Source organism: Kurthia sp. Dielmo, from assembly GCF_000307285.2.
Lineage (GTDB): Bacteria > Bacillota > Bacilli > Bacillales_A > Planococcaceae > Kurthia > Kurthia populi.
On the sequence record NZ_HE578961.1, the window covers coordinates 95554 to 109998 of the forward strand.

Below are 14445 nucleotides of genomic sequence, written 5' to 3' on the forward strand. Positions count from 1 at the left end.
CCCTTTCATTTACAGAACTTTTTTGATGTCGCTAGAACGAAATTTTGAGCCGTTCGGGAACAATACAGAAAAGCGCAGCATACTATTTGAAGGCTCTAAAATAATATAACAATCCAGAGCTTTTAAATACTTAATAGGCGTATTGTTGTATGAACGAATCTCCTTGGTTTTAATATGCCTTCTGAAATAGTTACCAGTTGATGACAAGTCATATTCTGTTCGCTCCAATGCATGCGCTAACTCTTGGAAGTTTTTCGCTTCAAAAACGTGGTTCGATTGAAAACATCGCATAAGCATTTCTAAATTGTGATCAGTGCGATGCTTTCTTTTTATTAGGCGATAAAGCAGCTCTGCAGACGTTCTACGTCTCAGCATGACCTCTAATCTTGCATTTAAATTCATTGAAATTCCCTCCAAAAATAAAAGACCACCTATTTGTAGTTTCGGTGGTCTGCAAGTATTGAAGCTAATGCGAATACAAAGGATATTGCGCTTATTAATATAATCAGTAAAGATCCGCTAATCATTATATTTTTCACCCTCTACAGCCACCTGCTCCATAGTAACATAAGCTTTTTAGTTTACTATACATGGGATTTTAGTAACTAGATAAAATCAAGATTTAACTTCTAATTAGAATACTTTATTAGCGATTTCTTATCTAAGAGAGTTACCAATTTAATAAATGATACTAATTATTCATTTACTAATCATTTAATGATGTTTATTTACTATTTTTGTTAAATAAAGGTGATTTTTGATAAATTTATTGTTACAGTCATATCTGTGTCATTTAAAAAAATAACAAGGAGGTTACAAAATGAATAAAAAATTCACAAAATTTATTTCGATGATGACAGTTTTTGCAATGTTATTTACTATTTTGCCTGAATTCGCTGTTCAAGCGTTCGCAGAAGAAAAGAAAACTCTTGCAAGCTCATCTGTTTCTTCAGAAGAAAACCCTGATGAAGAACTAGATATATCTAAGTTAAAAGAAGTAAAAAAAGAACGTACATCAAATACGAAAACGTTCACTGATTCAAATGGGAGTTTCTATAAAGAAATTTATCCCGAAGCAATTCATACAAAAGAAGATACAGGGTACGAAGAGATTTCAGAAAATCTGACGTCAACAGGTACAGGGTATGTGTCTACTGAAAACACAAACTTAGAGGCAAGCTTTCCTCAGTCGATTAAAAAGGATTCCGAAATTATCTATAAAAAAGATAACCACGAACTTACCTTCCAATTAGAATCTGCTAAAAAAGATCAAGAATTAATTACCCCAACTCTCAACACAACAAATGACACACAAGCAAACAAAAGTACATTCCAAAATATTTACCCTCAAATTGATTTACGTCACATTACATTTAATGATGAAGTAAAAGAAGACTGGATTGTGAATGAGTACACAGGTATTCATACCTTCAATTACACAATGAAAACCGATTTAACGCCGACCTTAGAGTCAAATGGCTCTATTACATTCAAAGAGGCAGATAAAGTGATATTCACTCTTCCACGCCCAACGATGATGGACTCAAACATTAATGAAGAAAAAGGCGAAGGTATTTACTCTAATAAAGTTCATTATGAGTTAGAAGAAACAGCCACAAATACGTATGCACTAACGTTAGAAGCCGATGACGAGTGGTTATCTTCAGATAAACGTGTATATCCTGTATACATTGATCCTTCTGTTACTGCCACTGCATTAGGAGATACGTATGTATCTAGTAAGTACCCAACAGCGAATTTCAATAAGAAGTGGGATGCTACGCAAGGCGAATATGTGCTACAAACGGGCTATTATGACTCTACATCGGGAACAAACTATGCGTACATCAAATTCGATATTAATGATTTAAAGGGTGCTACAATTGATAATGCACAATTAAGTACGTATGTTACCCATGCCTACTATAAAGCCGAACAAAATGGTTTGTGGGTGGACGCTGTTAATGATATTTGGTATACAGCAAGTCTAAATTGGAATAATAAGCCTTCTTCAACAAAAATCACAAGTGTAAATGTTGGTCGTGATGAATGGGCTAATTTTAATGTGACTGATACCGTTCAATCATGGATGTCAGGTGAAACACGTAATAATGGATTTAAACTGCATACCAATGGTCATGGTAAAACTTACTGGAAAAAAATTAGTGCAGCTGAAAATACGAATAAACCAAAAATAGTTGTGAAGTATCATTATGAAGCTGGTCCAAAACCAACGGTTTCTGCGACAGCATACAACGATGGTTCAAACAACGGCTACACAAATGTTAAATGGAACGCAGTTTATGGCGCCACAGGATATAAACTCTTAATGTACGATGGTGCAGCTTACAAAGAAGTTTATACAGGAACAGCTACAAGCTGGTCATCAAAAGGAAAGAAAATTTTCCCTAAATCTCCCTACACAACTTCTTCAACATATGTAACGGATGGTTCAGGAGTCGAATTACCAAATGACCCTTCAACATTCTTTGCAAAAAAAGGAACAGCAGATTACTTGTACTATAAGTTCCGCGTTGTCCCAACTTTTGCGACAGGTGACGGAACGCAATCTGAATTTTCACGCGTGAAAATTCCAAAAGAAACAAAAGTAGTGACCGATGCGCCAGATCAACCAACAATTGTTGGACACCAGTACAGCGAAACATCAAGTAACAAAGGTCGCGGATGGTTAGACATCAGTTGGAACAAGGTGGATGGCGCTACAAGTTATAAAGTGCTTATTTGGAACGGAACAAAATACGATACTTTTAATGTAGGAAATAAAACATCTGTTACAACTAAAGGAAAGAAAATTTATCCGACAGACGATGAAATTGCTGCTGGAACACTCGATTTCCATCAAGCAAGTTTAGCAGATACAAGTAACATTGGTACGGGTGCGGAATTACCAATGTATCCAGGCAAATCTTATAACAATACATCGAAACGCTACAGCGTGCGAATTGTGGCCGTTTCAGATGCAGGCGATTCAGCTCGCTCAGAAATTGCTTATGGATTTATTCCATTGTATGCACCAAAAAGTGCAGATGTAACGTTAAAAGCAAATGAAGACGATTTAGTAGAAAACAAAACAACGTTAACTGCTTCATGGAAAAATAATGAACTGGCTACGTTATACGATGTAACCATCAAAGGGGAAAAATCGAAATTTAATAAGACTTATCGCGTGAAGGCGGCAAGTGGTGATACAACAACTTATACACCATCTGCAACATTTGACTTGGATGATACGTATGAAGTCTATATACAACCATATTTCTACGATAGTCAAAATGCACCGTCTACTGAGGCAGATGATAGCTCACTCGATGATGTGAAACGTGGAATTAGTCCAATGCCAACAGAAGCACAAGCGACTGTAACGCCTGATTTAAAAGAAGATTTAATTGGGCTAGAAGATTACTTCACATATGAAGAACAATCTTTTGGGAATGCGACAGCCAATGTCAATGTGACAACAGGAAATATGGCTGTACAATTTACAGATGAATCATTATATACACGTGGAGAATTAGGATACGACTTCACACGCACATACAATTCTCGTTCAACAAAAGATTCAGCATTAGGTAAGGGTTGGACTTTCGTAGGGAATGAATCATTAAGTGAAGATGAAAATGGCAATGTTCTTTATAACGATGAAGATGGAACACTCCATACTTTTAGTAAAGATGGGGCAAATTATGTGTCTCCAAAAGGGCTGTATGAAACCTTAAATAAGGTAAATGATACGACCTATACAATGACCGATAAAGATGGATTTGTTCAGACTTATAAAAAAGGAAAAAATTCAACCGACTTTTTAATTGAATCGTATCAAGATGAATATACAAATAAAATCGTCTTTACGCGAAATGACCAAGATCAAGTAATCGCAATTGAAGAAGATAAAGGAACATCTGAACAAGAAAAGATTGAGATTTCTTATAACGCTGAAAAGCAAATTGAGAAAGTGAAATATGGGGAACATTTTACAACCTTCACCTATACGAACAATCAATTAACAAAAACAGTGATTGGTAGCGAGAAAACCGAACGTACTATTACAGAAGCGTTTGAGTATGATGCTACAGGAAAATTAGTGAAGTACATTGATGGGAAAAACAACGAAACGACGGTTAAGTATTCAAAGAATACATTAGTAATTTTTGATAAACAGGCAGAAGATGCTGAGTTATCAGTTACCAACACATTTGAATTCGACACAAAAGAAAATCAATTTGTTGTAAAAGATTCTAGTGACGAAGAAACAATTTATAAACGCGACGAAGCAAATGATACATTTGCTGTTGCAGAAGTCAACGCTCCTGGAGAAGACAGTCAAAACACACGAACGTTCTACACATTCGACGACCAATACAATGTATTAGAAGTCATTAATCCGGATGGTACTACTGAAACAAATACATTTGATTCGTCTGGCAATCTATTAACGTCTACAACAAAAGATGGCACAGCTACCAATACGTATAACGATAAAAACCAACTAATTAAAAATATTGCTGAAACTGGTGAAGAAACAACATATGTATACGATGGTGCAACCTTAGCAAGCACAACGACAAAAGATGGTACAACGAAGTTTGAAAACGATACTTTTGGACGAACAACAAAAACAACTTATGTGAATGATACATTTGAAGAGGTCATTTATGATGATACAAATCGTCAGGTGACATCAACAGATAAAAAAGGGAATACTACGTCTGTTCAATATTCTATTTATAATCAAACACTTCAAGAGACAGACGCATCTGGTCACAAGAAATCGTACACGTACGACCCACTTTATTTAGATACAATGACTTCTGTTACAGATGGCAATGGTAACAAAACAAGCTATACTTATGATGATAATAATAATTTAACTACGTTAACAGACGCATTAAATCGTCAAAAATCATATGTATATAATGATAATGATCAAGTGACTTCTGTAAAAATGCCAACAATGGAATTTAAGTATTCCTACGATTTAAATGGTGAATTAAGCTCCGCTATTTTACCATCAGGTATTGAAACCAATTATACTTACAATAGCGATGGACAAGTAAGTCAAATAGATAATGGTAATGATATAGTTACGTATGAATACGATGAGAACGGTAATACACGTACTATTTCACGAAACAATGAAGCCTTAAAAACATTTACGTATGAGGCTGAAACAAATGCACTTGCAACCTATACATTAGGCCTGTTTAGTCAAAAATATGAATATGATGAGACAGAGCGTCTTATCAAAAATCAAACGGTTTATAATGATGAAACTGCTTTCAATCAAGAAATCACTTATAAAGAAAATAGTGATGATGTAAATCAACTAAAGTATAGTTTGGACGGTACAAACGCTCATACGTATACAGTTGATACAGACATTGCAAATAATCAAACAACGTTAACATTAAATGCTGATTTACTTGTACAAGTTGCACAAACAAACGATAGCAATTTATTAAGTTCATTAGTTTATACAACGAAGCAACAAACACCTTTTGAAATCAATTATGAGTACACGAAAAATGGGAATATTTCAAAAGAAACAATAAACAATGATGTAAATTCATTTGAATATGATCAAAACGATCAATTAATCAAAGAAACTTTGTCAGATGGTACAATCAATTCTTATGAATATGATGCTGTAGGAAATCGAACACAATCAGATACGAATGGAATCGTTTCTACATTTACGTATAACGATGCAAATCAAATTAAAACGAAAAATGATGAAGCATTTGAATATGATAAAGATGGGAATTTACTACAAGATGAAAACTATAAGTACACGTACAACCAGCAACAACGTCTTACTCAAGTAGAAACACTTGATGGTAACCTAATTGCATCTTACACATATGATGAAAATGGTCTGCGTTTAACAAAAACAGTCGGTGATACAACGCATGAATATTTCTATAATAATGAAGTATTAGATATGGAAGTTGTGAAAGTAAATGATGTTGTAACGGAATATCGTTCATATGAATGGGATGGTTATACACCACTTGGTATGGTAGTGAAATCCAAAAATAATGCGGATATGTTTGAAACGAAAGCGTATCAATTCATCATAAACCATCGTGGCGACGTCTTAAGCATTCGTGATAGTGAAGATAATGAAGTTGGCTCATACACATATGACGCATACGGAAATATTCTTGATGCTGAAGGGGCTTTAGCAAAAGAAAATCCAATTCGTTATGCAGGTTACTATTATGATGATGAAACGAAGAATTATTATTTACAAGCACGCTACTACAACCCGGCAAATGGCTCGTTCTTGGCATTAGATCCGTATCCGGGGGATGCCGATGATCCATTATCACAAAATGGCTATAACTATGCGAATGGGAATCCAGTGATGTATGTGGATCCAGATGGAAATAATCCAATTTATGGCCTACTTGCAGCTATTGCTAGGTATGCTGCACCTTTATTAAGGAGCGCAGGTGCAAAAGCAGCCAAGAAAATTAATAAGTATGCGAAGAAATTATTGAGCCCCTTCAAAAGATATCGAATTACTTCTAGTAAGAATGCTATAATTGTTGTAGTAGATAGAAAATCTAAATTAGGTGATAAACGAATTTTCAGTATAGATAAACATCCTAATATACCTTTCTACAAGAAAACAGACAAGAAAAAAAGACTGTTAGAGATATTAAGGTGTGGCATTATCATCTGGGGCCCATGTCAGGATACGGAAAAGGGGGGAATGTCCATAGAGTATTTAAATGGGATATCCCTTCTAAGTACAAATTAAAAGTTGGCATTAATTATGTTTATGCTTAAAAAGGAGAAGTAAAATGGAAAAAGGAGATTATGAACAAAAGAGTGTTTTTGATGATAGAGACTATCAGATTAATAACTTAGAAGAAATGGAAATGGAAGAATTAACGCTTTATTTTGAAAAACAATTAATTGAATCGAAAAATAGAGAAAAATTCTTAATACCTTTACTAGATTTCCCAATCTATATGCATTTAGAAATATTTGATTTCGACGTGCAAAAAATAAGTAATTTAATTACTTCTGGTAATGGCACATACACTATCCAAAAGTTAAAAAAGGACACATACTATTTCGAAGCTAAGATTGATGACCATGAACTGTTTATAAAAACATTGAAGTATACGACTGCTTATGCAGGCTACGGACGATTGAACTTTTATACAAACTGTGATAAGTGTCTTAAAAAAGAGATTGTAGATGAAGAGATTCAATTCAATTTACTAGATTCCAGTAACTTTATATTAGTTACGATTAAATATGATGGAGATGTTTTGTGTATAGTAAGTGGAAAAAGTGAATTGAAAGAAATTAGAAAACAACTCAAACACCTAAATGCTTATGAATAGCCTATATAATACCATCTCAGTGTTCTAATTTATGGAAATGTTAGGTAAATTTAATTTTCGCTTTTTCTTTTAGGGTAAACAATTAAAATACTATATAAGAATATGTACAGCAAAATAGCTGATTTGTCGATTTTTTTGACAAATCAGCTATTTATATTTTTATAATATGATTTTGATTCTTTAAATAACACCCTTTTGCATTTTAGCGAATGGTAATAGTGAGCTTTCACCGATTGGCACACTCGAGACAAAAGTTATATTAGCTCGCATCTCTTCAACCTGTTTACGAAGAGCTGTCTGCGCTTCTACGGTTTCCCCTCTATACTTTGTTATGTTTATGATGTATTCGTTGTCTCCTGTTCGTTGAGCAATGGCTGTCGCATATGAAAAAAGTGTTTCACCTTGAATTGTAATCGTGTCTGATGAAACAGTTAACTTCCCGTCAAGATAGTGTGCAATAGCCTTTTCAGCTTTCATGGCAAGCTCCTCCTATGCGAATTTTTGAGCTGGTAAAACAACGCTTGCTGTAGGCTCAAATGTAATAGTTTGTGTTTGTTTATCAATTACTTTAACTACAAATTCACGCACTGATTTACCATCGAGTGTTGCTTGTGAAAAGCTTACAACGTCACCTACTGAAACTTGTTCTAATGAATCGATTGCGTTAAACGTTAGTGCTGACCAACCTGTGATACCTTTAGTGTTTACCATTAACATAATAAAAATCCTCCTAAGATTAACTGTAGTTATATTTTGTAAGTGTAAAAATCTATATAGATGCTAAGATTTTCTTCGACTGACTGCTCTGGAAATACGGACCAATCCATTCTTTTAATAGAGAATGATAATCCATATTCCTCTAAGATATAAAGGAGTGAATCCTCAATCATTCGAAATACGCAGCCCGCCGTATCCCTCTTGAATTTTTTAGATAGTCTATTGAAGTATTCTGTGGGAACGTTGTACAACCTTACGAAGCAGGAAGCTTTAGTGTCCGTTTCATTAACTTCTAACGTTTCCAATACCGCATGTGCTATACGCAAAGATTGCGAATATACATAGTCGAAAAATTTATCTGGGAATTCAAGTTCGTCTATTAAGTTCATGCGACACAGCCTAAACGCAAAGCTCTTTGGCTGCGCCAATCATCTTTAAGAAGTTGATTTGTGTGCGCACATAATGTGAATTCTCTAGGCCGCCAGCTTCAAACCAGTCGTGCAAGCGTTTGTTGACATCTCTTGCAACGTATACCGGTACTTGCATCATCGCATCGTTCAGTTCTTTTAGAATCATTTCGTTATCTGTTGTTGGTTTAATAGTCATTAGTAAATCCCCCTGTTTTTTTGGATAGTAAATGCCCCGCCCGTAAAAGGACGAGGCTTTTTATGTTGTAATTATTTTCTACCGAAATCTTCTGGATTCTCGCCCATGGTAGATGTGTGATCTTTCAAATGGCTCTTTAGTCAAGCTTTATTGAAGTCTTTGTTCAATCCATTTGATTTGTTCTTTTTGTGATTCTACAAGCTCTTCATTTGATTTCAAACACCATGTAGTTAGGCCGAAAGAGATAGCCCAGATGCATGCATAAAAGAAGTCATATGTAAGCAGGTAGTAAATCAATCCAGTAGCATTATAGATATTGATAGCCCACGTAAAGCGTCGAAGTAAGCGTGAGAAGCGGATACTTTTCTTCATCTCTTCTAATCTTCGTGAAAGATGCGTTTTGATAAAATCGTCGGCATTGTCTAGTAAGTGTGAGCCGTTAGTTGATGTTGTCATGCAGGTTCTCCTTGTATGGATTGTAGACAGTATATAGTCCTTCGCTGTCCCAATCATTAAAATGTTCAATTGTCTCAAAGATATTATTCCTTCTATGCATCTTAGTATTAAAATGACGTTCATTGAAGAAAAGCAATTCATCCACAATATGAGGTCGTACTACAACAATTCCAAACTTGTTGAATAGAACTCTACCCTTTACGAGAACGTGAGAGTTAACCCACTTTCGATGCGTAAAATAAACATCGTCCCCTTTAACTAACTTTTTGTCCATAAGGAAATAGCCTGTCAAAATAGATTCCTCTGTATCGAGTGCATCTATTTCAACAGACTTAGCGTTAGTTGGTATTGAACTATCCATGTCATGTGTTGTAATCATTTTTAAAATGCTCCTTTAGTCGGGTAAAGAGTAGTTACTTTTTAACGCAGCTGTCTATGTACGTTTGTTCGTAATCCAATAAATTTGCGCACTCGTTGAATATCCTTTCATCTTGCGTAGTGATATTGATAGCTGACAATGATTTATAGATGTCATCAAGGATGCGATATATTTTATGTTGTATTACTAACGAGTTTTCTCTATTCATATTAGGCAATTCCTTCAAGACCTTTAAACCAGTATTGATAGGTCCTTCATATTGAATGAGAATTTTTTGGTAGAACGGGTTAGCGAGTACTTCTTGTGATGGATTGATAAAGCTGTATATAAATGCCCCTTTGGCAGAAAGAGCATCTATAAGTTTTCCATCAAAAAAAGCTTTTTGAACAGGTTCAAAGGATGGATAGTTAGAAAGCTTCATCAACTCTCTGTAACTGTAAATTATTTCTTTGAAAGAATTCAGTACTTCTTCTTCGGCTTTCTGTACTTCTAACTCGGCAGTGCAAGAAGAGCAGAATATAGCATAAGCACCATAGCCTACAGAGAGGTTGTGATGAACGCCACGAAGTTTGTTGCAAGACGAGCATTTTCCAAAATACGGTGGTTTGAGCATAATTTACCCTCCTTTCGTATGAATTAGCCAAATGAAATAAGTGAAAAATTCACTTTAACTGCTCCATTTGTATCACGACTTGTACTAATTCATTATATACAAAATTGACGTTCTTATAAATGTATTTTTGAGAGTTTTTGGTTACTGAGTTTATTATTTTTTGAGAGTTTTGTCCTAAATAGTCTGCTCGCCTTGCATCTATCGGTGATAAATCTCCAAAATGATCGCAGTCGAATCTGAGTATGCGCTGCATAGACATGCCATCCACACTCTTTGAAAAGCTATCCATAGTGAATCCACCATAAACGTTGATGATTTTATCAAGATTTTCCATGTTATAAAAAGCGGAATCTTGTGCGATACTAATTTGACCAATTAGAATTCCACGATAATTACGGATGATTTCGCATGGATACCCTTTGATAAGAAAGCTATAATGATCTTCCTCTTGTGTCCATTCCGGTTCATGGCCATCGTAGTTTACAGCTATAGCTGTAGATACAATGTCTAGGTGATTGGCTAATGTTGATAATAGATCCATCTCATGTCCTCCCTGTTTTTTTAGAAAATCGGCTCTGATATTGTGCCGTCATCTTGTGCCAAGATGTCGAATTTTAGATATTCTAATGAAGGTTTTATATACGATTTTGGAACAACTGCTATGCGATTGCCTTGTGTGTAGATAATCGAAGCGGGTTCCATGCTGTTTGTTTCTGGATTTTTCACTGTCATGTGGTCCAAAACATAATCGGAAAACTTCAACAAATCACGCATTCTAACGAATGAAACAATATCTATTAAGCTGTCATCCTTTGTTTTACTGACAATAGCTTGTGTATAGGAGAAGCGTTCGTTTTCGAGAAGTCGATATAAAAAATCATCCTCACTAAAAATTCCTAAGTCTACAGCTTTGCGCATCCTTGCACCACAAGGACGTTCCCACTCCTTTATACGGTCAACTACTTCTACATACATTATGCGTCACTCCTGTTCGAATAAAATAAAAAAGCGCATCCTTTTCGGACGCGCTTTCTCTGTAAATGTTACTTATGGTTTTGAGTTTCAATTTCGACAAGCATGTCGAAGATAGCTCTTTTGTCTGCAGGTAGCTTTTTCAGACGTTCATCAATCATGTTATTGATTTGTTGGTCAACAGTCGATGCTGCGCTATCAATTTTTTGTAATGCCATTACACGATGTCGTGTTTCACGAGCTACACGTAAGCTTGTGTAGTCGATAGCTCCTTTAGGAGCGCTAGATTTAGCTGGTTCACTTTTAGTAGTTTTTTTAGTAGTAGTAGCTTTTGCTACAGGTGCTACAACTTCTTCTACTGCAGGTGTTACTACAGATGCTTGTTCAGCGTTCTTTCTTGAATTATTTAAACTTGAAGGATCAAATTTTTTAGTTGGTGCAACGTTCACATTGTTTTTTAACGGATCGTTTTTTTTGCTTTTAATTAAGTCGCTCATATTATTCTACCCCTGCTTTCTCTTCCGCTTCGATACGGTTTAATAATTCATTTGCAATACCAGCGTATAGCGTATGGATTGCTTTATCATGAGTGTCTGTTTCATGATGTGAAATACCAACACGAGAGTAACGTTTTAATCGTTCGCGGTAAGGAACAACAGAGTTAAATAAATTGTGTTCTCCAAATGTTTCAGCAGCATCTTGTAGGATGCGTTCATCAACTTTACTGTCTCGTTTTAGAATTACAGGCAAGATACCAATAATATCTGCTTCGGCATCATATTCGTCAATAAGCTCTTGTAAGTAGCCAACGAAGTCTTTCGCACCATCTAATGACCAGTCTTGTGTTTGGAGAACAACAAGAAGATAGTTCGATGCATAAAGCGCTGAATCGGTAATGATAGAAAGTGTTGGTGGAACATCAATGAATACAAAATCATATGCTCCGCTTACTCTATCTAATAAATCTTTTAAGTGAGTAACGCGATCAGTGTAATCTGGGAAAACACCTTCTAAATATCGAGAATAGTAACGGAAATCACTATAGCTTGGAATAATATCTAAGTTGTCAATAATTGGTGTGATGATACTTTGTAGATCTTGGTTTTGAATGGCCGTCATTAACGTGCCATCGTATGTAATGCTATCTACAGGTTCTTCAACCGATTCCTTAACTTGATTAATTTCTTTAAGAGATAGTTTTACACGAGATGCGTCGAAGTCATCTTCGCCTTCATGTTTAGCACGTTCAGCAGCAATCTTCGCATCTAAAACTTGGTCAAGTTTATCTTGAATCATAAGCTCATGTTCATGTAAGTGACGAGTTTTCATAAGAAGTGAAGTTGCATTTGCTTGCGGATCCTGGTCAACAATTAAAACTCGTTTGCCCATTTTCGCTAATTCGTAAGCAATCATAACGGTGTTGGTAGTCTTGCCAACGCCACCTTTGATGTTACCGAATGTGATAGTAGTAGTCATTTTAAAAGCTCCTTTGAGTGTGTATTGTATTCAGTTTTCAATGTATGCATGTATGCAAGTATGCGATGTTTTTTGTTTCATCGTATGTGAGCATACATATATAATAATATACTCGCATACTTACTTGCAATAACTACTTAGTAAATAAATGTATAATCGTACTGAAAAGTAGTAAAAACGTTGAAAATCAGAATAACAGATACAACTCTATAGTCTATATATGACTAACCAATCGTTAGTAACTCATAGGGTTCTTCCGGATAATCTTCTCCCCTACTAGCATGCAAGTCGTTTATTTGCATCGTATTCGGTAGATAATTCTGTTTGAAAATATCGACAACCTGCCGCACAAAAGGCTCATACTCTTTATAGGCGTCATGAGCTATCAATACATCTTTATGACAATTACCTTCAATTACTTGGAACAAATCGGTGCAAAGAGAGGTTTTAATAATTACCAATGGATAGATGATTCTATCATGAGAGAACCTTAAGTCGAACATAGAAATAGAATTTTTTTAACTTGAATATAGATAGAACCATATCCTCTAAAAACGTAGCATGAATGGATGCCTGGTTCGACTTCTTTAGAAGAAACAGAGAGCGTTGATATGTAATCACCTCGACCTTTGATACGATGAAGGTGCTCGTCCAATGAAGTATAAGTAACGACTTCATTGTCCATATCATCATAATAGGAAATGGCAATTGTCATGTCGACAGAGCTAATCTTAGGATTGTTTGAATTAGCGTATATCATATTGCTACTCTTCATGTTCTCATTGTATGGCCATTTTATATCTGCAGCGAGCAATGCATCTCTTTCTTTTGCTACATCAAGCTGCCGAAGGTGTTTCATTAATGGAAGGAATTCCTCAACTACATGCATACCAAAATTGCACAATGCTATATCTTGATTCGATTTTGAAGTAAACGGGTTTGGAAGAATTGGTGCATTTGTTGGTGCATTTCCCACTATATAAGTCCCCCCTTCTACTTAGTGAAAATTAAAAAACCTCCGCTAAAAAAGCAGAGGTTGAATAGATCGTCATGCTTCTATTTCTGAGTGTTCTTTTCATTGAAATAGAGCTGGCATAATGACAGCAGTATATTAAATCGTTCATTTTTATGTGTAAGAACACCATGGTTTCGAAGTAGTTTTACCACATACGATTTGAAGTCCCCTACTAATAAATGAGAATATATCGTAGGGAATTTTGCGTAGTGATCTAGTTTAGCAAACTCTTGCGAAAAGTAATTGACAGAAGGAGAAACGATTAAATTGTTGAATGTAATATTAAACAATCTCTTATTGTTTTCCCACTCTGTTGTAGTATAAGGATTTTTGTGCAAGACATTCATACGTTCGATTGTGTGTGAAAACGATAACGAATGTTCTCTAATCAAACTAGCAACATAACTATCCGGTCGATGATTTATTCTATCGTTTAAAAGCTCGATTATTGTGAATGGAGAATAATTAATGCGAAGCTTTGGTAAGTTTTGTACAAATTGTCGCTCTTTTTTATACCACACATGTAGGTCAATTAATTTTTGAACTCCTGAATCAGTAAGGGTTTCTAATGAATCCAACTCTTCGAACGAATTCATGTAAAATACCTTAGAGATGTCGTCATTTGTCGCCTTTCTAAATAAAGAATTACTCAATAATAAACGCTCCTTGTATAGCATCTTCTATCATAAGTAACGGTTACAATGTCTCGTCTGAAAATTCAGAATGGTTAGTAGTTGCAACAATAGTCATGAAAAAATGCGAATGTTTGTTTGTACACTGAGAGTGTACAACATTGAAAAGTATACCAACGTTTTTTAAAGAGTACAATCTA

At 35.2% G+C, this 14445-nt stretch carries 15 protein-coding genes; 2 read left to right on the forward strand and 13 right to left on the reverse strand.

Going from position 1 to position 14445, the window contains the following annotated elements; translation table 11 throughout:
• Positions 1 to 9 precede the first annotated feature (9 nt).
• The gene (locus KTHG_RS15975) at positions 10 to 402 is read right to left on the reverse strand and encodes a hypothetical protein (RefSeq protein ID WP_139995116.1); all 393 of its coding nucleotides are present in this window, start codon (positions 400 to 402) and stop codon (positions 10 to 12) included.
• A gap of 418 nt (positions 403 to 820) precedes the next feature.
• Between KTHG_RS15975 and KTHG_RS15980 the strand changes: the two genes are divergently transcribed.
• Both KTHG_RS15980 and KTHG_RS15985 read left to right on the forward strand, forming a co-directional pair.
• A complete protein-coding gene (locus KTHG_RS15980; protein ID WP_139995118.1) occupies positions 821 to 6784 on the forward strand; it encodes a DNRLRE domain-containing protein in 5964 nt (1987 codons plus the stop codon).
• A 43-nt stretch (positions 6785 to 6827) separates the two neighbouring features.
• A complete protein-coding gene (locus KTHG_RS15985) occupies positions 6828 to 7379 on the forward strand; it encodes a hypothetical protein (protein ID WP_139995120.1) in 552 nt (183 codons plus the stop codon).
• Positions 7380 to 7559: 180 nt separating this feature from the next.
• Here KTHG_RS15985 and KTHG_RS15990 read toward each other — a convergent pair whose 3' ends face one another.
• The 12 genes from KTHG_RS15990 to KTHG_RS16045 all read right to left on the reverse strand — a co-directional run bounded on the left by KTHG_RS15990 (position 7560) and on the right by KTHG_RS16045 (position 14266).
• Positions 7560 to 7856: a hypothetical protein gene (locus tag KTHG_RS15990; RefSeq protein WP_139995122.1), complete on the reverse strand. Its 297-nt coding sequence runs from the start codon at positions 7854 to 7856 to the stop codon at positions 7560 to 7562.
• A gap of 12 nt (positions 7857 to 7868) precedes the next feature.
• Positions 7869 to 8096, reverse strand: coding sequence for a hypothetical protein (locus KTHG_RS15995; RefSeq protein ID WP_139995124.1), 228 nt, complete (start codon positions 8094 to 8096; stop codon positions 7869 to 7871).
• 399 nt (positions 8097 to 8495) lie between these two features.
• The gene (locus KTHG_RS16000; protein WP_139995126.1) at positions 8496 to 8702 is read right to left on the reverse strand and encodes a DUF6877 family protein; all 207 of its coding nucleotides are present in this window, start codon (positions 8700 to 8702) and stop codon (positions 8496 to 8498) included.
• A gap of 147 nt (positions 8703 to 8849) precedes the next feature.
• The gene (locus tag KTHG_RS16005) at positions 8850 to 9158 is read right to left on the reverse strand and encodes a hypothetical protein (protein WP_139995128.1); all 309 of its coding nucleotides are present in this window, start codon (positions 9156 to 9158) and stop codon (positions 8850 to 8852) included.
• Entirely contained in the window at positions 9142 to 9537 is a 396-nt protein-coding gene (locus tag KTHG_RS16010; RefSeq protein WP_139995130.1) for a hypothetical protein, read from the reverse strand. The genes KTHG_RS16005 and KTHG_RS16010 overlap by 17 nt, the downstream gene beginning before the upstream one ends.
• A gap of 34 nt (positions 9538 to 9571) precedes the next feature.
• Positions 9572 to 10150 carry a hypothetical protein gene (locus KTHG_RS16015; protein ID WP_139995132.1) on the reverse strand — a complete coding sequence of 193 codons (579 nt, stop codon included), beginning with the start codon at positions 10148 to 10150 and terminating at the stop codon, positions 9572 to 9574.
• 49 nt (positions 10151 to 10199) lie between these two features.
• Complete coding sequence (locus tag KTHG_RS16020) at positions 10200 to 10691, reverse strand: hypothetical protein (RefSeq protein WP_139995134.1); 492 nt, start codon at positions 10689 to 10691, stop codon at positions 10200 to 10202.
• 20 nt (positions 10692 to 10711) lie between these two features.
• Positions 10712 to 11125: a hypothetical protein gene (locus KTHG_RS16025; protein WP_139995136.1), complete on the reverse strand. Its 414-nt coding sequence runs from the start codon at positions 11123 to 11125 to the stop codon at positions 10712 to 10714.
• Positions 11126 to 11193: 68 nt separating this feature from the next.
• Entirely contained in the window at positions 11194 to 11619 is a 426-nt protein-coding gene (locus KTHG_RS16030; RefSeq protein ID WP_139995138.1) for a hypothetical protein, read from the reverse strand.
• A gap of 1 nt (position 11620) precedes the next feature.
• On the reverse strand, positions 11621 to 12598 hold the full coding sequence (locus KTHG_RS16035) for a ParA family protein (protein WP_139995140.1): 978 nt from the start codon (positions 12596 to 12598) through the stop codon (positions 11621 to 11623).
• Between the two features lie 490 nt (positions 12599 to 13088).
• Positions 13089 to 13574, reverse strand: a complete 486-nt coding sequence (locus KTHG_RS16040; protein WP_139995142.1) for a hypothetical protein — start codon at positions 13572 to 13574, stop codon at positions 13089 to 13091.
• An 80-nt stretch (positions 13575 to 13654) separates the two neighbouring features.
• Positions 13655 to 14266, reverse strand: coding sequence for a hypothetical protein (locus KTHG_RS16045; protein ID WP_139995144.1), 612 nt, complete (start codon positions 14264 to 14266; stop codon positions 13655 to 13657).
• Positions 14267 to 14445 lie beyond the last annotated feature (179 nt).